This window comes from Streptomyces sp. NPDC037301 (genome assembly GCF_055602785.1).
Genome location: NZ_JBVJWD010000006.1, coordinates 112220 through 130770 on the forward strand (window position 1 = coordinate 112220; position 18551 = coordinate 130770).

An 18551-nucleotide genomic window follows, 5' to 3' on the forward strand; every position below is an offset into this window, starting at 1 on the left:
CAGGAAGGATCCCTGCCACCGCAAGAACGGGTCTCATCGAAGGAGCTCGCCATGCTCACCACCCGTTTTGTCACCGGAGCGCCCAACTGGATCGATCTGGGCACGCCCGACCTCGACGGGGCCATCGCGTTCTACACCGGTCTCTTCGGCTGGGAGTATCTGGCCAAAGGCCCGGAGACTGGCGGCTACGGCATGTTCATGCTGGACGGAAAGACGGCCGGGAGCGCGATGACGGTCACCGAGGAGCAGGCGAAGCCGTCATGGTCCGTGTACTTCCGGTCGCCGGACGCCGACGCAACGGCGAAAGCGGTCGAGCAGGCCGGCGGCGAGGTGCCGTTTGCCCCGATGGATGTCCTGGACTTCGGCAGGATGGCCGGTTTCAAGGACCGGGCGGGCGCGTTCTTCGGTATCTGGGAGCCGAAGGAGAATCCGGGCCTCGGCGTGGTGGGTGTCGCCGGCTCCCTGTGCTGGGCCGAGCTGTACACACCGGACGTCCCGGCGGCCGCCGCGTTCTACGACACCGTGTTCGGATGGGAGACCGCGCAGACGCCGTTCCCGGGAGGCGGCGGATCCTATACGGTGATCCGGACCAAGGGCGGCGGCGAGGGCGCGAGCTTCGGCGGTCTGGTGCCGCTCAACGCCGTTGCCACACAAGCGGTCGCCGGGCCGCACTGGCTGCCCTACTTCGAGGTCGACGACTGCGAAGCCGCCGTCGCGGACGTGGAGCGGCTGGGCGGCAAACTGACGCTGGAACCGATGGAGATGGAAGGCGTGGGAAAGTTCGCCAACGTCGCCGATCCGGACGGGGCGGAATTCGCTCTGATCAAGAGCGCGCAGACGCCGGAAGGCTGACCGGAAGTTTTCGGCGCGCCGCATTGATGAGGCGTTGATCAGTCGTTTATCGCGACCGGGCACTGTGACTTCCATGCTGATCAACACCGCGGACGACCCCGCGCTCGCCTGGCAGGAGACAGCGCTGTGCGCGCAGGCGGGGCCCGAGTTCTTCTTTCCTGCTCCCGGCAGCTCCACCCGTGAGGCCAAGCAGCTCTGCAACGCCTGCGAAGGGCGCGAGGCCTGTCTGGAGTACGCCCTCGCCAACGACGAGCGCTTCGGCGTATGGGGCGGCCTCTCCGAGAAGGAGCGGGACCGGTTGCGCAGAACCGGTCGCGAGCGGGCCTGAACTCACCTTGCCCGCACAACGATCCGGGCCGCCCGGGGCACCGGCCGCACCCGCACCTCCAGGAGGCGGGGCTCCCCGGCCGGACGGGCACTGCCGGACGCCTGGGACGATGTCCGCATGAATGATCACGACAGGGACGCTCTGCTCGCAGCGGCGGTGCGGCTGCGCACCGACGGACGGCCCGAGGAAGCCCGACAGCAGTTGCTGTCCCTCTCCGCCGCCTTCCCCGCCGATGCCGAAGTGGCCTACCAGACCGCCCGGGTCCACGATGTGCTCGGTCTGGAAGCCGAGGCCGTGCCGTTCTACGAACGCTGCCTGGACGGGACGGGGCTGTCGGAGGAGGACCGCCGGGGTGCGCTGCTCGGCCTCGGAAGCACCCATCGGGTGCTCGGGCAGTACGAGAGAGCCGTCGAGGTGCTGCGCAACGGTGTCGAGCGGTTCCCCGATGACGGGGCGCTGCGGACGTTTCTCGCCATGGCGCTCTTCAACACCGGTGAGCACCATGAATCCATGCAACTGTTGCTGAGACTGCTCGCCGCCACCAGCGAGGACCCGCATGTGCGGCAGTATCGACGGGCGATCGAGCACTACGCGCAGGACTTGCACGAAACGATGTGAGCCCGGCGCGGGGCGCTGTGCCCCACGGCCCGTCCGGCGGATCGGGGTCGGACAGGCCTTCGGCCGCCGGACAGGACTGCGGAGCAGTGGCCCGGCCGGCGGCCGATGACAGCCGTGCGGGCCGTCAGGCCAGGGCGCGCGCTGCCAGCCGTGCCTTGCGGGCCGCGAGCTTCTCGTCGAACTTGGCCGCCTCGCTGTCCAGGCCGCCCATGTACAGGCCCAGCTCCTCCTGCGCCTTCAGGCCGTCGGGACCCAGGCCGTCGATGTCGAGGACCTTCAGGTAGCGCAGCACGGGCTGGATCACGTCGTCGTGGTGGATGCGCATGTTGTAGATCTCGCCGATCGCCATCTGCGCGGCGGCCCGCTCGAAGCCCGGCATGCCGTGACCGGGCATCCGGAAATTGACGACGACATCGCGCACGGCCTGCATCGTCAGGTCCGGAGCGAGCTCGAAGGCCGCACCGAGGAGGTTGCGGTAGAAGACCATGTGCAGGTTCTCGTCGGTCGCGATCCGGGCCAGCATGCGGTCGCAGACCGGGTCGCCCGACTGGTGGCCGGTGTTGCGGTGCGAGACACGGGTGGCCAGCTCCTGGAAGGCGACGTACGCCACGGAGTGCAGCATCGAGTGACGGTTGTCGGACTCGAAGCCCTCCGCCATGTGCGCCATCCGGAACTGCTCCAGCTTGTCCGGGTCGACGGCGCGCGAGGTGAGCAGATAGTCGCGCATCACGATGCCGTGCCGCCCCTCCTCCGCGGTCCAGCGGTGCACCCAGGTGCCCCACGCGCCGTCGCGGCCGAAGAGGGAGGCGATCTCGTGGTGGTAGCTGGGGAGGTTGTCCTCGGTCAGGAGATTCACGACCAGCGCGATCTTGCCGATGTCGGTGACCTTGGACTGATCGGCCTGCCAGGCCTCACCGTCCTCGAAGATGCCGGGGAAGTTCCGCCCGTCGGAGAACGGCACGTACTCGTGGGGCATCCAGTCCTTGGCGACCTTGAGATGGCGGTTGAGCTCCTTCTCCACCACCTCTTCCAGGGCGTACAGCAGCTGGGCGTCGGTCCACGCCTTCGGGCTGCCGAGGTGGGGAGCGGTGATCGTCACGGGGACTCCTGGGGACGGGAGAATTACCTACGGACACGTAGGTTACGAGACCGTAGGTTAAAGCGGCAGTAAGGCCATCGCCAAGCCCGCCCCCCCGATGCCCGATTACGTAACGTTATGTACGCAGGTCGCGAGGGGTGTGGTGCCTGGCAGTCCGCTCGACTGTCGGGCATACCGAACCACCTCATATTCATCAATAGAGGGACGTGTCGGGCTCTGTGGGCTCGGAAAAGTGTTCTCAAGTGCCGGCGCCGGGACGCTCCAGCCCCAGATCCCGGCGCAGATACTCGGCCGTGAACGATGTGCGATGGCCGAGCAGCGCCGCCGGGGTCCCCTCGAAGACCAGCTTGCCGCCGTTTCTGCCACCCTCGGGGCCGAGGTCGACCACCCAGTCCGCGCGCTTGAGCACCTCTAGGTTGTGCTCCACGCAGATCACACTGTTGCCCGCGTCGACCAGCCGGTCCAGCAGATCGACGAGCATGCCGGTGTCCGCCATGTGCAGTCCGGTGGTCGGCTCGTCCAGAACGTACACGCTGCCTGTCCGGTGCAGCCGGGTGGCGAGCTTGATGCGCTGACGCTCACCACCGGAGAGCGTGCTGAGCGGTTGCCCCAGTGTCAGATAGGTCAGGCCGACGTCGTCGAGCGTGCGCAGCTTCCGCAGCAGTGTCCGGTCGTCGAAGAGCTCGGCCGCCCGGGCGGCCGTCATCTCCAGTACGTCGACGATCGACGCGCCGCCCACCCGGTGCTTCAGCACGTCGTCGTGGAAGCGCCGCCCCTCGCACACCTGGCAGGTGGTGGTCACCGGGTCCATGAATGCGAGATCGGTGAAAATGATGCCGCGGCCCGAGCAATGCCCGCACGCCCCGGAGGAGTTGAAACTGAACAGGCCGGGCTCGACTCCGTTCTCCCTGGCGAAGACCTTGCGGATGGAGTCCAGTGCTCCGAGGTACGAGGCCGGCGTGGAGCGGGACGACGCGGTGATCGCCCCCTGGTCGATGACCACCGCGTCCGGGTACGCCGTCGTGAACACCCGGGAGACCAGCGTCGACTTGCCCGATCCGGCCACCCCGGTCACAACCGTCAGCACACCTTCGGGGAACGCCACGTCCACGCCCTTGAGGTTGTGCAGCGCGGCGCCCGTCACCGGCAGCCGTCCGGTGGGGGAGCGGAAGGTCTCCTTGAGCGGTGTCCGGTGGCGCAGGCACCGGCCGGTGAGGGTGTCCGCCTCGCGCAACCGGTCCACCGGGCCTTCGAACACGACATGTCCGCCGTCGGTGCCCGCTCTCGGGCCCATGTCGACGATGTGGTCCGCGACAGCCATCACATCCGGGTCGTGCTCGACGACGATGACGGTGTTGCCCCGGTCGCGCAGCCGTACCAGGAGATCGTTCAGCCTGCTGACATCACGCGGATGCAGGCCCACGCTCGGCTCGTCGAAGATGAACGTCAGCCCGGTCAGTGAACTGCCCAGATGCCGGACCATCTTGAGTCGCTGTCCCTCGCCGCCCGACAGCGTGGTGGTCTCCCGGTCCAGGCTGAGATAGCCGAGCCCGATGCCCACCAGGCGCTCCAGTCGTTCGCGGGCGGCCGAGGCGATCGGACCGGCCACCGGATCGTCGATACCGGCCAGGACGCCCACCAGATCGGCCACCTCCATCCGTCCGTAGTCGGCCACGGAGAGCCCGTCGATACGGGTGGCCAGCGCGGCCGCGTTCAGCCGGGCGCCGCCGCAGGACGCGCACACCGCTTCGGTCGTGAAACGCCGGGCGGCCTCGCGCCGCCGCTCGGAGAGCGCCTCGGTGTCCCGCTTCAGGAAGAGCCGGGTGAACCGATCGGCGATCCCCTCGAACCGCATGTCCGCAGAGGTCGACTTCAGCTCCAGCCGGACGGTGAACCCACCGCCGTACAGAAGGAGTTGAAGTTCTTCCTCGGTGAACTCCGCGAGCGGCTTGTCATTGTCGAAGCGTCCCGAACCGGCGTACAGCTGCCACTCCCAGCTGCCCACCGAGAGCCCCGGCAGGAGCAGGGCACCCTCGTTGAGCGACTTCGTGACGTCGATCGCCCGGTCGATGTCGAGGCGGACCGTGCGCCCCACACCGTCGCACTCCGGGCACATCCCGCCGGGGTCGTTGAAGGAGTACGAGGTCGCCGGGCCCGCACTCGGCGTCCCGTAGCGCGAGAACAACACCCGGATCACGGACCAGATGTCGGTCATCGTGCCGACGGTGGAGCGGGCATTGCCGCCCAGCGGTTTCTGGTCGACGACGATTGCCACGGAGAGATCGTCGATGGCGTCGGCATGGGGCCGTTCGTACTTCGGCAGCCTGTTCCGGATGAACCAGGTGAAGGTCTCATTCAGCTGCCGCTGCGATTCCACGGCGATGGTGTCGAAGACGATCGACGACTTGCCCGACCCGGAGACTCCGGTGAAGACGGTGATCCGCCCCTTGGGGACGGTGAGGGAGACATCACGCAGATTGTTCGCGCGTGCCCCGGTGATGACGATGCTCCGGTCCGTGTTCCGATCCATGCCGCCGAAGCTAACCGCGATACCGGACAGCTTCTGTCTGGATTTTCCGGGCGATCGGGATCTTCTGCGGGGCCGGGCCGGCCCCCGTCGGCGGAGCGCTCAGAGCTGTCGGCGCACTCGGAGCGGACGCGTACGGGGGCGCGGTACGGTCCGCGATGTTCCTCCCACCAGCCCCTGGCCCGCACTGCCGGGCGGCGCCTTCAGCGCCGGCCTCGCGCGCAGCGCCGTGGGTGAACTCCTCACCCGGCACGGCCTCGCGGAACTCCGTGAAACAGCCGTACTCGCCGCCTCCGAACTGGTCGCGGCCGCCTACCGGTTCACCCCGGACCGGGAAATGCTGCTGCGGGTCCACCGGCAGTTCGATGCGCTGCGCATCACCCTCTACGACCAGCACCCGTCCCACGGCTCGGCCGAGAAGTCCGAGGAATGCCGCGAACGCCGCAGCGAAAGCATGTGGCTGCCGGCAGCAGCGGTCGATTCGCACGGCGGGGACTGGGGGCTGACCCCCGCGCTGACCCAGCCCGGCGGCTGCAAGGCCTGGGCCTTACTCCACCGGTGACCCCGCACCGACCTCGTCCCCCCACCGCTCACACTCCCGCGCGTCCCTCCTCGGCCGTGATGTCACCCAATTCCCTGCCGGGCAACGGTGCCACCTGCGCCGTGCGAAATCGCCTCCCGCCCGACGCGGGGTCAGCAGGCCCCGCCGAGCAGATCGGTCAGGCTCCGGTCGAGATCCAGGAACCGGTGCTCGTCGCCGGCCGGCACCAGTTCCTGCGCCCTCGCGAGAAAGCGGCGGAGCTCCGCAGTGCGGACGTGCACCATCGCGATTCCCTCGGTGGCGTGGAACTCCAGGACCGTGCGGTCATATCCGAACGGCCTGATGCGCACGTCCCCGACACCGGCGGCCGAGTCCACTCCCGCCGCGAGCAACTCGCGGGAGAACTCCCAGGAGACATCGGTGCCCTCCAGGGTCGCCGTCGCGGGGAACGCCATGCGTACGGCGAACGGATCCCTCCGGTCGTACTGCAGGATGGCGGGAAGGGTCTCCATCCGCGGTGCGGATGCGACCATGCGGGCCTGCACGGACTGCTCGATAACGGTGGACAAGACCTGCTCCCTTTCTCGGCCAGATGAACGGTTCCCGGCACTGATGTAGACGGCGGAACTCCCTCATCCGTGCATCGGAAGGCGGCGTGAGCTGTATCACCGCACGCCGCCGCACCGATCGAGCGCCCACTTACCACCGGTGCACCCTGGACGGAGCGCAGCTCGTGGGCTAGCTTCCAGCGCCATGAGGGCCAAGGGGAAGACGAGACGACTGATGTCATGGGGGCTCTGTGCGGCGGCGCTGACCGCAACACTGGCCACACCGGCAGCCGCGGCTGCACCGGGGGAGCGGAACCGGCCCGGCGAACGGCCGGCCTGGACGCTCACCGAGACAGGGACCGACGCCCGCTTCCGCGGCCTCGCCGCCGTCAGCCGTCGCACCGCCTGGGTCGCGGGTTCGAAAGGCACGGTGCTGCGCACCTCGGACGGCGGCCGTCACTGGCGTGATGTGTCACCGCCCGGTGCGGCTCAGGAGGCGCTGGAGTTCCGTGACATCGAGGCATTCGACGCCCGGCGCGCGGTGGCACTGGCCATCGGGGAGGGCGAGGCCTCCAGGGTGTTCCGTACGGACGACGGGGGAGCGACCTGGACGGAGGCGTTCCGTAACGCAGATGCCCGCGCCTTCTACGACTGCCTCACCTTCTTCGACAGCCGGCACGGACTTGCGATGAGCGATCCTGTCGACGGGAAGTACCGCATCCTGTCGACCGCTGACGGCGGCCGGAGCTGGCGGGTGCTGCCCAGCGCGGGCATGCCGGATGCCCAGGCCGGTGAGGCGGGGTTCGCCGCCAGCGGTCAGTGCCTGGTCGCATCGGGCCCCGAGGACGTCTGGCTGGCGACCGGGGGCGCCGCCACGGCACGGGTGCTGCACTCCGCCGACCGAGGGCTGACCTGGACCGCGACCGAATCCACGATCCCGGCCGGCGACCCGGCACGCGGCGTCTTCGGCCTGGCCTTCCGCGACCGCCACCACGGCATCGCGGTCGGCGGCGACTACCGGGCCGGCCTGCCGTCGCCGAACGGCGCGGCGGTGACGGGCAATGCCGGCCGCAGCTGGCAGCAGTCCGCCACCCCGCCGGCCGCCTACCGCTCGGGCGTCGCCTGGCTCCCGCACAGCAGGTCGGGTGCGCTGGCGGTCGGCCCGACCGGCACGGACCTCACCGTGGACGGCGGCCGCACCTGGCGCACGGTCGACACGGGGTCGTACGACACGGTCGACTGCACACCGGACGGCGGCTGCTGGGCCGCGGGCGAGAGTGGACGAGTGGCGCGCGCGGGGTTCTAGGCCCGTCCGGCGGATTGGATCAGGGCCGGGAGGATCACCGCTCCGGCCCGTCGGCGATCGAGGAGCGGTGCCCGGGTAGCTGATGCCCGCTACCCGGGCAACTGCTGCCGGTACGGGATGAGTTCGTCCGAGGTCTTCGTCGCGATGAACTCCGTGATCCGGTACGTGCACACGTCCTGTACCGTGAACGGATCCTCCGCCGCGACCTTCTCGATCTGCGCGCGGTCGTCCCCGACGGCCAGGATCACCCCGCCGTCGCGCGGGTTCTTGCGGCCCGAAGCGATGAACACCCCGGCCGCGTACTGCGTGTCCAGCCAGGCGACATGGTCCTGCAGCAGCGTGTCGATACGCTCGGCGGGCGCGGTGTAGGTCAACTCGAGTACGAACATGATCTCCAGGCTACGGGACGAGGGTGCGCCGGCCCCGGGCCGTGTCCGCGAAGTCCCGCCCGGTCCGCTGCCGGGCCGGCCGCCGTGCCCGTTGCCTAAACTCGACAGCACTATGACAACGCTCCCGATGCCCGCCGACGAGGCCGAAGCCCGAGCCGTTCAGGACGCCCTGCGCCCCCGGGTGGTGCTCGACGAACCCGGCCCGCCGCCCGGCACCGGCCGGGTCACGGGGGTCGACGTCGCCTACGACGACGAGCGCGATGTCGTTGTGGCGGCAGCGGTCGTCCTCGACGAGGCGACGCTCGACGTGGTCGCCGAGGCCACAGCCGTCGGCCGGGTCACCTTCCCGTACATCCCCGGACTCCTCGCCTTCCGGGAGATCCCGACCGTGCTGGCCGCGCTGGAATCCCTGCCGACCGACCCCGGACTCGTGGTCTGTGACGGCTACGGCCTGGCGCATCCGCGCCGCTTCGGACTCGCCAGCCACCTCGGGGTACTCACCGGACTGCCGGTGATCGGCGTCGCCAAGAACCCGTTCACCTTCTCCTACGAGCAACCGGGCCCCCGCCGGGGCGACTGGTCGCCGCTGCTCGACGGCGAGGAGGAGGTGGGCCGGGCGCTGCGCACCCAGGACGGCATCAAGCCGGTCTTCGTCTCCGTCGGGCACCGGACCGGCCTGGACAACGCCTGCGCCCACACTCTGCTGCTGGCCCGCGACTTCCGTCAGCCGGAGACCACCCGCATGGCCGACGCGCTCTGCCGCCAGGCCCTGCGGGAAGCGACCGCCTGAGTATGTGTACGGATAACGTCGGCCGATCATGACGGGCAGACTGGTGCGCATGACCGAACATCGAACGTCCACGCGACCAGGAACCGTCTATCTCGCTCAGCGCCGGGTCGCGGTGGGGATGACTCTCGGCATGATCGCGGGAGCGGTCTGGGCCGTCTCGATGATCTGCACGCTGGTGTCCTGGGCACTCTGACCCGAGGGGGCGCGCCGCCCCGCCGCCGCGCTCCTTGTGCCGGTCCGGGCCCTGGGCGTTGAGCAGCGCGCGCCAGGTGTCCTCGTCCCCGATGCCTGTCACGGGCAGGTTCCGGGATGCCTGGAACTCCTTCAGCGACCGCATGGTGTGCACTGCGGCTGGTCCCGCGGACCCCGAACCGCAGAAGGTAGGACAGGTATCCGTCCACCCCGCCCGGGGCGGCCGGACACCGGCACGCCGACCGCACCCACCCCAGCCGGGCGCCGGTCCGCTCAGTGAGCCGCCGCGACCCGGAAACGCAGCCCGGCCGCGCGCAGCCGCTCCAGCAGTGCGTCACCCATCGCGACGGCCGTGGTGACCTGCCCCGATGCCGACGGAAGCTCGTCCAGGGCGAGGCAGAGCGCGGACTCGGCGAGCATCTTCGCCGTTTCGTCGTAGCCGGGGTCGCCGCCCGACACCTCGGTGAAGACCCGGTGCCCGCCGCCTTCGCCGACGAAGCGCACGGTGAACCAGCTGCGCCGCCTGCGCTCCGCGTCAGGGCCCTCGCCCGGCTCGTAACGGTCCATCAGCCAGGACCGCGCCGCCGCTACCTGCGCGGCACCCAGGAGGGCGCCGATCGCGGCCGTGCCGCCCAGCGCCACGGGCAGATGCTTCACGGAGGCGAAGTGGCGGTAGCGGAAGTCGGGGCCGTACCGGGTGAGCACCCGCGCCGAACGCTCGATGACCTGCGGGTCCAGCGTCGGCAGCGGCAGCGCCCAGGTGCCGGTCTCCGTGCTGAAATGCGGGGCGCCGAGCCGGGCGCGGGCGCGGCGGGCCACCAGACGGGGTTCATGGAGCCGTCGTTCCTGCGCGGCGCGCAGCATGTGAGGGCCTCGGCCCATCGCGGTGAGCGCGGAGGCGAACGTACCGCCGGAGAAGACGGCGTTGCCGCGTACGAATCCGTCGATCGTCAGCGGCACGTCCTGCGGCAGCTGCTGGACGGTGAAGTACGCCCCGAGGTCGTGCGGTACCGAGTCGAAACCGCAGGCGTGCACGAGCCGAGCCCCCGTCTCGCGGGCCCGCGCGTCATGCTCCAGATACATCCGGTCCACGAACTCCGCCTCGCCGGTGAGGTCCGCATAGTCCGTCCCGGCGTCGGCACAGGCCGCGACCAGCTGCTCGCCGTACCAGACGTAGGGGCCGACCGTCGTGGCCACCACATGGGCGGATTCGGCGAGTTCGCGCAGCGAGTGCTCGTCGTCGGCGTCTGCGTGCAGCAGCGGGAGATCCGCGCAGCGCGGGTCGATCGCGGTGAGGCGTTCGCGTAGTTGCTCCAATTTGGCCCGACTGCGTCCGGCTGCGGCCCAGTGGCAGCCGGCGGGTGCGTGGGCGGCGAGATATTCGGCGGTGAGGGCGCCCACGAAGCCGGTGGCGCCGAAGAGGACTACGTCGTAGGGGCGTTTTGCCCCGTTCTGCCTGTTCACGAGTGCCTCCGCAGGGGCCGGCGCCGATGTGGCAGGCAGAGGTTAGCGGAGGGGCTCGTGGCGGTGTGCGGCCGGGCGGCGATCGTGGGGGAGGATCCAGGGGAATGAACTAAGCGCTTGCTCGGCCCAAAGGGTTGTGCGGAGCGCGGTGCGTTCTTAGCATCATCGCTGTTACATCAGTTGTGTCACACCGCTGGGGGTTTGATGGCAACGACAGAGCACGGCCCGCTGGCAGGCGTGCGCGTAATCGAGCTGGCAGGCATCGGCCCCGGCCCGTTCGCCGCGATGCTCCTGGCCGACCTCGGCGCCGATGTCGTCAGGGTCGACCGGCCCGGTGGCCCGGGGCTCGGCATCGACCCCGCGTACGACCTCACCAACCGCAACAAACGCTCCGTGCTCGTCGACCTCAAGGCCGAGGACGGGGCCGCCAAGGTGCTCGATCTGATCGAGCGCGCCGACATCCTCATCGAGGGCTACCGGCCGGGCGTCGCCGAACGCCTCGGTGTCGGGCCGGCCGCCGCGCTGGCCCGTAATCCGCAGCTCGTCTACGGACGGATGACCGGCTGGGGCCAGGATGGGCCGCTCGCCGAACGAGCCGGGCACGACATCGCCTACATCGCCCTCACCGGCACCCTCTCCATGATCGGCAAGGCCGGTGAGCCGCCGACCGTCCCAGTCAATCTGGTCGGCGACTACGCGGGCGGCTCGCTCTACCTCGTCGTCGGCGTCCTCGCCGCCCTCCAGCACGCCCGGACGCCCGGCGGCACGGGCCAGGTCGTGGACGCGGCGATCGTCGACGGAGCCGCCCATCTCGCCACGATGGTCCACGGGATGCTGGCGGCCGGCGGCTGGCAGGACCGGCGCGGCTCCAACCTCCTGGACGGCGGCTGTCCGTTCTACGGTTCTTACGAGACCGCCGACGGCCAGTACATGGCGGTGGGCCCGCTGGAGCAGCGGTTCTACGACGAGTTCAGCAAGCTCCTCGGTATCGAGGACGAAGCCCCGGACCGGGCGGACATCGCCCGCTGGGAGGAGCTGCGCACGCTCGTCGCCGGCCGGTTCAGGACCCGTACGCGCGCGGAGTGGACCGAGGTGTTCGAGGGCACGGACGCCTGCGTCGCCCCCGTCCTCTCGCTCCGTGAGGCGCCCCGCCATCCGCACATCGCCGCCCGCTCCACCTTCGTCGAGCACGGCGGACTCACCCAGCCCGCCCCCGCACCCCGCTTCTCCGCCACCCCCGCATCCGTACGCAGCGGGCCCGCGCGGCCCGGCACGGACACCGAGGCCGTCGCCGCCGACTGGGACGTACCCAGCATCACGAGGATCCGGAAGGACACCACCGACTGATGGAACTCTCCCTGCCGCTGAACTACGCGGGCGACCCGCGCGAAGCCTGTGACCAGGTCGCCGCGCTGGAGCCCGCCGGACTCGACGCCGTCTGGGTCGCGGAGGCGTACGGCTTCGACTCGCCCACGATCATGGGCTATCTGGCCGCCCGTACCGAACGCATGAAGATCGGTGCGGCCATCCTCAACGTCTACTCCCGCACCCCCGCCCTCATCGCCCAGACCGGTGCGGGACTCGACGCGATCTCCGGCGGCCGGGCACTGCTCGGGCTCGGCGCGTCCGGGCCGCAGGTCGTGGAGGGATGGCACGGCAAGGCGTACGACAAGCCGCTCGGCCGGACCCGCGAGACCGTCGAACTCTGCCGCCGGATCTGGCGCCGCGAGATCATCGATCACCACGGCATCACCGACATGCCGCTGCCGAAGGAGAAGGGCGGCCGGCTCGGCAAGCCGCTGAAGATCCTCACCCGGCCGGTGCGCGAGGAGATCCCGCTCTACATCGCCTCCCTGGGCCCCGCCAATGTCCGGCTGACCGCCGAGATCGCCGACGGCTGGCTGCCGACGCTCTACATCCCGGAGAAGGCCCGGCAGGTGTGGGGCACGGCTCTCGCCGAAGGCGCGGCGAAACGCGACCCGGCACGAGGCCCCCTCCGGACCGTCGCGGGCGGACTCCTCGCCATCGGCGACGACGCCGCCGCGCTCCGGGATCTGGCACGCCCGCAGATCGCGCTGTACGTCGGCGGCATGGGCGCCAGGGGCAAGAACTTCTACAACGACCTGGCCGTCGCCTACGGATACGAGAAGGAAGCCGCACTCATCCAGGAGCTCTACCTCTCCGGGAAGAAGAAGGAGGCCGAGGCCGCCGTCCCGGACGAATTCTGCGAGCTCATGTCGCTCTGCGGTCCCGAGGGTTACGTACGCGACCGCATCGAGGCCTTCCGCGAGGCCGGCGTGACGATGCTCAACGTCACCCCCGTCGGCCCCGAACCGGCCCGGCTGATCTCCACCGTCAAGAACTGGCTCTAGGAGGCTCGCAGTGCAGCGGCAGATCTTCACCGAGGAGCACGACGCGTTCCGCGAGACCGTCCGGACCTTCCTGACCAAGGAAGTCCTTCCGCACTACGAGCAGTGGGAGAAGGACGGCATCGTCTCGCGCGAGGCCTGGCTCGCGGCCGGCCGGCAGGGACTGCTCGGCCTCGCCGTACCCGAGGAGTACGGGGGCGGCGGCAACACCGACTACCGCTACAGCGCCGTCCTCGCCGAGGAGTTCACCCGGGCCGGCGCCCCCGGACTCGCACTCGGGCTGCACAACGACATCATCGGCCCCTACCTCACCGGCCTCGGCACCGACGAGCAGAAGCGGCGCTGGCTGCCCGGCTTCTGCAGCGGCGAGATCATCACCGCCATCGCCATGACCGAACCCGGCGCGGGCTCCGACCTCCAGGGAATCCGCACCACCGCCGAGGACAAGGGCGACCACTGGCTGCTCAACGGCTCCAAGACATTCATCTCCAACGGCATCCTCGCCGACCTGGTGGTCGTCGTGGCGAAGACAACTCCTCAGGGCGGTGCGAAGGGGCTCTCGCTGATCGTCGTCGAACGCGGCGCGGAGGGCTTCGAGCGGGGACGCAACCTCGACAAGATCGGCCAGAAGTCCCAGGACACCGCCGAGTTGTTCTTCAACGACGTCCGTGTCCCCAAGGAGAATCTGCTCGGTGAGCGGGACGGCGCCTTCATCCATCTGATGACCAACCTGGCGCAGGAGCGCATCGGCATAGCGGTCGCCGGAATCGCCGCCGCCGAACATCTGCTGGAGATCACCACGCAGTACGTCAAGGAGCGCGAGGCCTTCGGACGGCCGCTCTCCAAGCTCCAGCACATCCGGTTCGAGATCGCCGAGATGGCCACCGAGTGCACCGTCACCCGCACCTTCATCGACCGGTGCATCGTCGAGCACTCCGACGGTGGGCTCGACGCCGTACACGCCTCGATGGCCAAATGGTGGGCCACCGAGCTGCAGAAGCGCGTCGCCGACCGGTGCCTCCAACTCCACGGCGGTTACGGCTACATGACGGAATTTCCGGTCGCAAGGGCGTTTACCGACGGCCGTATCCAGACCATCTACGGAGGCACGACCGAGATCATGAAGGAGATCATCGGCCGCTCGCTGCTCGCCTGACCCCTGACGCACAACCACCCTCGAAAGGCTGCTGTCTTGAGTACCGAAGCGTTTGTCTACGACGCGATCCGCACCCCGCGCGGCCGCGGCAAGGCCAATGGCGCCCTGCACGGCACCAAGCCGATCGACCTCGTCGTCGGCCTCATCCACGAAATCCGCAGCCGCTTCCCCGGCCTGGACCCGGCAGCCATCGACGACATCGTCCTCGGCGTGGTCAGCCCGCTCGGCGACCAGGGCTCCGACATCGCACGGATCGCCGCCATCGCGGCCGGCCTCCCGGACTCCGTCGCGGGCGTCCAGGAGAACCGCTTCTGCGCCTCGGGGCTGGAGGCCGTCAACCTGGCCGCCGCCAAGATCCGTTCGGGCTGGGAGGACCTGATCCTCGCGGGCGGCGTCGAGTCGATGTCCCGCGTACCGATGGGCTCCGACGGCGGTGCCTGGGCGATGGACCCGATGACCAACTTCGACACCGGCTTCGCCCCGCAGGGCGTCGGCGCCGACCTCATCGCCACCATCGAGGGCTTCTCCCGCCGTGACGTCGACGAGTTCGCCGCGCTCTCCCAGGAGCGCGCCGCCGAAGCGTGGAAGGACGGCCGCTTCGCGCGCTCCGTCGTCCCCGTCAAGGACCGCAACGGCCTCGTCGTCCTCGACCACGACGAGCACATGCGGCCGGGCACCACCGCCGACTCGCTCGCCGCGCTCAAGCCGTCCTTCGCCGCGATCGGTGAGATGGGCGGCTTCGACGCGGTCGCGCTGCAGAAGTACCACTGGGTCGAGAAGATCGACCACGTCCACCACGCGGGCAACTCCTCCGGCATCGTCGACGGCGCCGCGCTCGTCGCGATCGGCAACAAGGAGATCGGTGAGCGGTACGGGCTCACGCCGCGCGCCCGGATCGTCTCCGCCGCCGTCTCCGGCTCCGAGCCCACCATCATGCTGACCGGCCCCGCGCCCGCCACCCGCAAGGCCCTCGCCAAGGCCGGGCTGACCATCGACGACATCGACCTCGTCGAGATCAACGAGGCATTCGCCGGCGTCGTGCTGCGCTTCGCCAGGGACATGGGGCTCTCCCTCGACAAGATCAACGTCAACGGCGGCGCGATCGCGCTCGGCCACCCGCTCGGCGCCACCGGCGCGATGATCCTCGGCACCCTCATCGACGAACTGGAACGGCGCGAGAAGCGATACGGCCTCGCCACCCTCTGCGTCGGCGGCGGCATGGGCATCGCCACCGTCATCGAGCGTCTCTGACCGTCCCCGGCCACCCCTGCTTACGGAGAAGAAAAGCAATGACCGAGAGCACGACCATCCGCTGGGAACAGGACGAGACCGGCGTCGTCACCCTCGTACTCGACGACCCGAACCAGTCCGCCAACACGATGAACCAGGCCTTCAAGGACTCCATCGCGGCCATCGCCGACCGTGCCGAGGCCGAGAAGGACTCCATCCGCGGCATCGTCTACACCTCCGCCAAGAAGACCTTCTTCGCGGGCGGCGACCTCAAGGACATGATCAAGGTCGGTCCCGAGAACGCCCAGCAGGCCTTCGACACCGGCACCGCCATCAAGAACTCGCTGCGCCGCATCGAGACCCTCGGCATCCCCGTCGTCGCCGCCATCAACGGCGCGGCGCTCGGCGGCGGTTACGAGATCGCGCTCGCCTCGCACCACCGCGTCGCCCTCGACGCGCCCGGCTCCCGGATCGGCCTGCCCGAGGTCACCCTCGGCCTGCTGCCCGCGGGCGGCGGTGTCACCCGCACCGTACGCCTCATGGGCATCGCCGACGCACTGCTGAAGGTCCTCCTCCAGGGCACCCAGTACACCCCGCAGCGCGCCCTGGAGAACGGCCTGGTCCACGAGGTCGCCGCCACCCGTGAGGAGATGCTCGACAAGGCGCGCGCCTTCATCGACGCCCACCCCGAATCCCAGCAGCCCTGGGACGTCAAGGGTTACAAGATCCCCGGCGGCACCCCCTCCAACCCGAAGTTCGCCGCGAATCTGCCCGCCTTCCCGGCCAACCTGAAGAAGCAGATCGCGGGCGCCCCGATGCCCGCACCCCGCAACATCCTGGCCGCCGCCGTCGAGGGCTCGCAGGTCGATTTCGAGACCGCGCTGACCATCGAGGCCCGCTACTTCACCGAGCTGGTCACCGGCCAGATCTCGAAGAACATGATCCAGGCGTTCTTCTTCGACCTCCAGGCCGTCAACTCCGGGGCCAGCCGCCCCAAGGGCATCGAGGAACGCCAGGTCCGCAAGGTCGCCGTCCTCGGCGCCGGGATGATGGGCGCGGGCATCGCGTACTCCTGCGCCCGCGCGGGCATCGACGTCGTCCTCAAGGACATCTCCGCGGAGGCCGCCGCCAAGGGCAAGGCGTACAGCGAGAAGCTCCTCAACAAGGCGCTCTCCCGGGGCCGTACCACCGAGGCCAAGCGCGACGAACTGCTGGCCCGCATCACCCCGACCGGCGACCCGGCCGATCTGGCGGGCTGCGACGCCGTCATCGAGGCGGTCTTCGAGGACACCGCGCTCAAGCACAAGGTGTTCCAGGAGATCCAGGACATCATCGAGCCGGACGCCCTGCTCTGCTCCAACACCTCGACCCTGCCCATCACCGTCCTCGCCGAGGGCGTCTCGCGCCCCGCCGACTTCATCGGGCTGCACTTCTTCTCGCCCGTGGACAAGATGCCGCCGGTCGAGATCATCAAGGGTGAGCAGACCGGCGACGAGGCCCTGGCCCGCGCCTTCGACCTGGTCCGCCGGATCAAGAAGACGCCGATCGTCGTCAACGACTCCCGGGGTTTCTTCACCTCGCGCGTCATCGGCCAGTTCATCAACGAGGGCGTCGCCATGGTCGGCGAGGGCGTCGAGCCCGCATCGATCGAGCAGGCCGCAGCACAGTCCGGCTACCCGGCCAAGGTGCTCTCCCTGATGGACGAGCTGACCCTCACCCTGCCCCGCAAGATCCGCAACGAGACCAGGCGGGCCGTCGAGGAGGCCGGTGACACCTGGGCCGGACACCCGGCGGACGCGGTCATCGACCGGATGGTCGACGAGTTCGACCGCCCGGGACGCAGCGGCGGCGCGGGCTTCTACGAGTACGACGAGGCCGGCAAGCGCACCCGCTTGTGGCCCGGGCTGCGTGAGCACTTCACGAGGCCCGACACCGGCATCCCCTTCGTCGACATGAAGGAGCGGATGCTGTTCTCCGAGGCACTGGACAGCGTCCGCTGCCTGGAGGAGAACGTCCTCATCTCCGTCGCCGACGCCAACATCGGCTCCATCATGGGCATCGGCTTCCCGCCGTGGACCGGTGGCGTTCTCCAGTACATCAACGGCTACGAGGGCGGCCTGCCCGGCTTCGTGGCACGCGCCCGGGAGCTTGCCGAGAAGTACGGTGACCGCTTCCTGCCGCCCGCGCTGCTCCTGGAGAAGGCCGAGAAGGGCGAGACCTTCCACGACTGACAGCAGCACCCCGGGCCGCGTTCACTCCGCAGTGAACGCGGCCCGCAGCTCTTCCTTCAGCGACCGCTGGAACGCGGTCACCAGCGCCTGGAGCACCATCGGCTGCATGTGGGCCGACAGCGACTTCATCGCCGCCACATGCTCCGGGTCCGACTCCCGCTCCCGGTACGGATTCCACACCTCGTCCCGGAACAGCCGGGTCAGCTCCTGCGCGGCGGACCGGGAGTGCTCCAGCAGGACCGTGCGCGCGGCCAGAATCGTCTCGTGCGCGATCGGTACACCGAGCAGCTCGACCCCGAGCCGCAGCAGCCCCGGGTCCACCCGGTAGCTGCCGTCGGCCGGCTCCGCACGCTCCAGCACCCCCATGGCTGCCAACCGTGCTATGTCCTGTTCGGTCAGCGCCCGCCCCGCACGCCGCTCCAGCTCCGCCCGCGTCGCATCTTCCGCCGAATCCGGCGCCCAGGACGCCACCAGCGCCCGGTGGATCGCCAGATCGTGTGCGCTCAGATCCGGTGGCAGCTGCTCCAGATAGCGTTCGATCGCGGCCAGCGTCATGCCCTGGTGCTGGAGCTCCTCGATGAGTGCGAGCCGGGACAGATGCTCATGCCCGTAGTGCCCGACGCGACGCGGCCCGATCACCGGAGGCGGCAGCAGACCCCGAGTGCTGTAGAAACGCACGGTGCGTACGGTGACACCGGCGCGTGCCGCCAGCTCGTCGACGGTGAGCGTCGGGTCCTCGGTCCCGGTCGCCATGTCTGCTCCTCGCGTTCCGACCCAGCGGCGAACTGCTGCGTCTGCACCAATCAGGTTCAACAGTATTGCTGTCTCACCACTGTTGTGAAAGTGTCCGGCAGCATCCAAGCGCAGTCCCACTCCGGAACGGACCCGCACGGTCCGGCCGATGGTGACAG

18 protein-coding genes and 1 pseudogene are annotated in these 18551 nt (G+C 69.6%); 12 read left to right on the forward strand and 7 right to left on the reverse strand.

What is annotated here, in order from left to right; translation table 11 throughout:
• Positions 1 to 51 precede the first annotated feature (51 nt).
• The 3 genes from ACZ7IB_RS12785 (at position 52) to ACZ7IB_RS12795 (ending at position 1798) form a co-directional block, all read left to right on the forward strand.
• Positions 52 to 852: a VOC family protein gene (locus ACZ7IB_RS12785; protein ID WP_470912089.1), complete on the forward strand. Its 801-nt coding sequence runs from the start codon at positions 52 to 54 to the stop codon at positions 850 to 852.
• Positions 853 to 925: 73 nt separating this feature from the next.
• On the forward strand, positions 926 to 1180 hold the full coding sequence (locus ACZ7IB_RS12790) for a WhiB family transcriptional regulator (RefSeq protein ID WP_470912091.1): 255 nt from the start codon (positions 926 to 928) through the stop codon (positions 1178 to 1180).
• Between the two features lie 117 nt (positions 1181 to 1297).
• The gene (locus tag ACZ7IB_RS12795; protein ID WP_470912093.1) at positions 1298 to 1798 is read left to right on the forward strand and encodes a tetratricopeptide repeat protein; all 501 of its coding nucleotides are present in this window, start codon (positions 1298 to 1300) and stop codon (positions 1796 to 1798) included.
• A 124-nt stretch (positions 1799 to 1922) separates the two neighbouring features.
• Here ACZ7IB_RS12795 and ACZ7IB_RS12800 read toward each other — a convergent pair whose 3' ends face one another.
• The gene (locus ACZ7IB_RS12800) at positions 1923 to 2897 is read right to left on the reverse strand and encodes an acyl-ACP desaturase (protein ID WP_470912096.1); all 975 of its coding nucleotides are present in this window, start codon (positions 2895 to 2897) and stop codon (positions 1923 to 1925) included.
• Between the two features lie 238 nt (positions 2898 to 3135).
• On the reverse strand, positions 3136 to 5427 hold the full coding sequence (locus ACZ7IB_RS12805) for an ATP-binding cassette domain-containing protein (RefSeq protein ID WP_470912098.1): 2292 nt from the start codon (positions 5425 to 5427) through the stop codon (positions 3136 to 3138).
• Positions 5428 to 5653: 226 nt separating this feature from the next.
• Between ACZ7IB_RS12805 and ACZ7IB_RS12810 the strand changes: the two genes are divergently transcribed.
• Entirely contained in the window at positions 5654 to 5986 is a 333-nt protein-coding gene (locus ACZ7IB_RS12810) for a hypothetical protein (RefSeq protein ID WP_470912100.1), read from the forward strand.
• Positions 5987 to 6117: 131 nt separating this feature from the next.
• Here the strand turns inward: ACZ7IB_RS12810 and ssgD are convergent, their stop codons facing one another.
• Complete coding sequence (gene ssgD / locus ACZ7IB_RS12815) at positions 6118 to 6534, reverse strand: spore wall synthesis regulator SsgD (RefSeq protein WP_470912102.1); 417 nt, start codon at positions 6532 to 6534, stop codon at positions 6118 to 6120.
• Between the two features lie 184 nt (positions 6535 to 6718).
• Between ssgD and ACZ7IB_RS12820 the strand changes: the two genes are divergently transcribed.
• Positions 6719 to 7819, forward strand: a complete 1101-nt coding sequence (locus tag ACZ7IB_RS12820) for a WD40/YVTN/BNR-like repeat-containing protein (protein WP_470912104.1) — start codon at positions 6719 to 6721, stop codon at positions 7817 to 7819.
• A gap of 89 nt (positions 7820 to 7908) precedes the next feature.
• Here ACZ7IB_RS12820 and ACZ7IB_RS12825 read toward each other — a convergent pair whose 3' ends face one another.
• The gene (locus ACZ7IB_RS12825) at positions 7909 to 8208 is read right to left on the reverse strand and encodes a YciI family protein (protein WP_470912106.1); all 300 of its coding nucleotides are present in this window, start codon (positions 8206 to 8208) and stop codon (positions 7909 to 7911) included.
• Between the two features lie 112 nt (positions 8209 to 8320).
• On the opposite strand from ACZ7IB_RS12825, the gene ACZ7IB_RS12830 reads away from it, so the two are divergent.
• Both ACZ7IB_RS12830 and mmpA read left to right on the forward strand, forming a co-directional pair.
• Complete coding sequence (locus ACZ7IB_RS12830; protein WP_470912109.1) at positions 8321 to 8998, forward strand: endonuclease V; 678 nt, start codon at positions 8321 to 8323, stop codon at positions 8996 to 8998.
• Positions 8999 to 9047: 49 nt separating this feature from the next.
• Positions 9048 to 9191 carry a morphogenic membrane protein MmpA gene (mmpA, locus tag ACZ7IB_RS12835; protein WP_470912111.1) on the forward strand — a complete coding sequence of 48 codons (144 nt, stop codon included), beginning with the start codon at positions 9048 to 9050 and terminating at the stop codon, positions 9189 to 9191.
• Positions 9192 to 9266: 75 nt separating this feature from the next.
• Here mmpA and ACZ7IB_RS12840 read toward each other — a convergent pair.
• A pseudogene (locus ACZ7IB_RS12840) lies at positions 9267 to 9335 on the reverse strand (peptidoglycan-binding protein); the annotation flags it as partial.
• Between the two features lie 128 nt (positions 9336 to 9463).
• Positions 9464 to 10654 carry a saccharopine dehydrogenase family protein gene (locus tag ACZ7IB_RS12845; protein ID WP_470912113.1) on the reverse strand — a complete coding sequence of 397 codons (1191 nt, stop codon included), beginning with the start codon at positions 10652 to 10654 and terminating at the stop codon, positions 9464 to 9466.
• 204 nt (positions 10655 to 10858) lie between these two features.
• Here ACZ7IB_RS12845 and ACZ7IB_RS12850 point away from each other — a divergent pair, with 204 nt between their 5' ends.
• The 5 genes from ACZ7IB_RS12850 to ACZ7IB_RS12870 are packed head-to-tail and all read left to right on the forward strand — an operon-like array spanning position 10859 to position 17640.
• Positions 10859 to 12001, forward strand: coding sequence for a CaiB/BaiF CoA transferase family protein (locus ACZ7IB_RS12850; RefSeq protein ID WP_470912115.1), 1143 nt, complete (start codon positions 10859 to 10861; stop codon positions 11999 to 12001).
• The gene (locus ACZ7IB_RS12855) at positions 12001 to 13026 is read left to right on the forward strand and encodes an LLM class F420-dependent oxidoreductase (protein ID WP_329834029.1); all 1026 of its coding nucleotides are present in this window, start codon (positions 12001 to 12003) and stop codon (positions 13024 to 13026) included. Before ACZ7IB_RS12850 ends, ACZ7IB_RS12855 begins: the two co-directional genes overlap by 1 nt.
• A 10-nt stretch (positions 13027 to 13036) precedes the next feature.
• Positions 13037 to 14179: an acyl-CoA dehydrogenase family protein gene (locus tag ACZ7IB_RS12860; protein ID WP_470912118.1), complete on the forward strand. Its 1143-nt coding sequence runs from the start codon at positions 13037 to 13039 to the stop codon at positions 14177 to 14179.
• A gap of 36 nt (positions 14180 to 14215) precedes the next feature.
• Positions 14216 to 15430: an acetyl-CoA C-acetyltransferase gene (locus ACZ7IB_RS12865; protein ID WP_470912120.1), complete on the forward strand. Its 1215-nt coding sequence runs from the start codon at positions 14216 to 14218 to the stop codon at positions 15428 to 15430.
• Positions 15431 to 15468: 38 nt separating this feature from the next.
• A complete protein-coding gene (locus ACZ7IB_RS12870) occupies positions 15469 to 17640 on the forward strand; it encodes a 3-hydroxyacyl-CoA dehydrogenase NAD-binding domain-containing protein (RefSeq protein ID WP_470912121.1) in 2172 nt (723 codons plus the stop codon).
• Positions 17641 to 17661: 21 nt separating this feature from the next.
• Here ACZ7IB_RS12870 and ACZ7IB_RS12875 read toward each other — a convergent pair whose 3' ends face one another.
• Positions 17662 to 18393 (reverse strand): MerR family transcriptional regulator, encoded by a 732-nt coding sequence (locus ACZ7IB_RS12875; RefSeq protein ID WP_405683051.1) that lies wholly within the window; start codon positions 18391 to 18393, stop codon positions 17662 to 17664.
• Positions 18394 to 18551 lie beyond the last annotated feature (158 nt).

What these genes read in the sequence shown, in the direction of transcription:
- ACZ7IB_RS12805 (WP_470912098.1), bottom strand. Translation starts at nt 5,427, where the DNA reads ATGGATCGGAACACGGACCGGAGCATCGTCATCACCGGGGCACGCGCG.
- ACZ7IB_RS12830 (WP_470912109.1), top strand. Translation starts at nt 8,321, where the DNA reads ATGACAACGCTCCCGATGCCCGCCGACGAGGCCGAAGCCCGAGCCGTT.
- ACZ7IB_RS12875 (WP_405683051.1), bottom strand. Translation starts at nt 18,393, where the DNA reads ATGGCGACCGGGACCGAGGACCCGACGCTCACCGTCGACGAGCTGGCG.
- ACZ7IB_RS12820 (WP_470912104.1), top strand. Translation starts at nt 6,719, where the DNA reads ATGAGGGCCAAGGGGAAGACGAGACGACTGATGTCATGGGGGCTCTGT.
- ACZ7IB_RS12785 (WP_470912089.1), top strand. Translation starts at nt 52, where the DNA reads ATGCTCACCACCCGTTTTGTCACCGGAGCGCCCAACTGGATCGATCTG.
- mmpA (WP_470912111.1), top strand. Translation starts at nt 9,048, where the DNA reads ATGACCGAACATCGAACGTCCACGCGACCAGGAACCGTCTATCTCGCT.
- ACZ7IB_RS12825 (WP_470912106.1), bottom strand. Translation starts at nt 8,208, where the DNA reads ATGTTCGTACTCGAGTTGACCTACACCGCGCCCGCCGAGCGTATCGAC.
- ACZ7IB_RS12850 (WP_470912115.1), top strand. Translation starts at nt 10,859, where the DNA reads ATGGCAACGACAGAGCACGGCCCGCTGGCAGGCGTGCGCGTAATCGAG.
- ACZ7IB_RS12855 (WP_329834029.1), top strand. Translation starts at nt 12,001, where the DNA reads ATGGAACTCTCCCTGCCGCTGAACTACGCGGGCGACCCGCGCGAAGCC.
- ACZ7IB_RS12795 (WP_470912093.1), top strand. Translation starts at nt 1,298, where the DNA reads ATGAATGATCACGACAGGGACGCTCTGCTCGCAGCGGCGGTGCGGCTG.
- ACZ7IB_RS12790 (WP_470912091.1), top strand. Translation starts at nt 926, where the DNA reads ATGCTGATCAACACCGCGGACGACCCCGCGCTCGCCTGGCAGGAGACA.
- ACZ7IB_RS12870 (WP_470912121.1), top strand. Translation starts at nt 15,469, where the DNA reads ATGACCGAGAGCACGACCATCCGCTGGGAACAGGACGAGACCGGCGTC.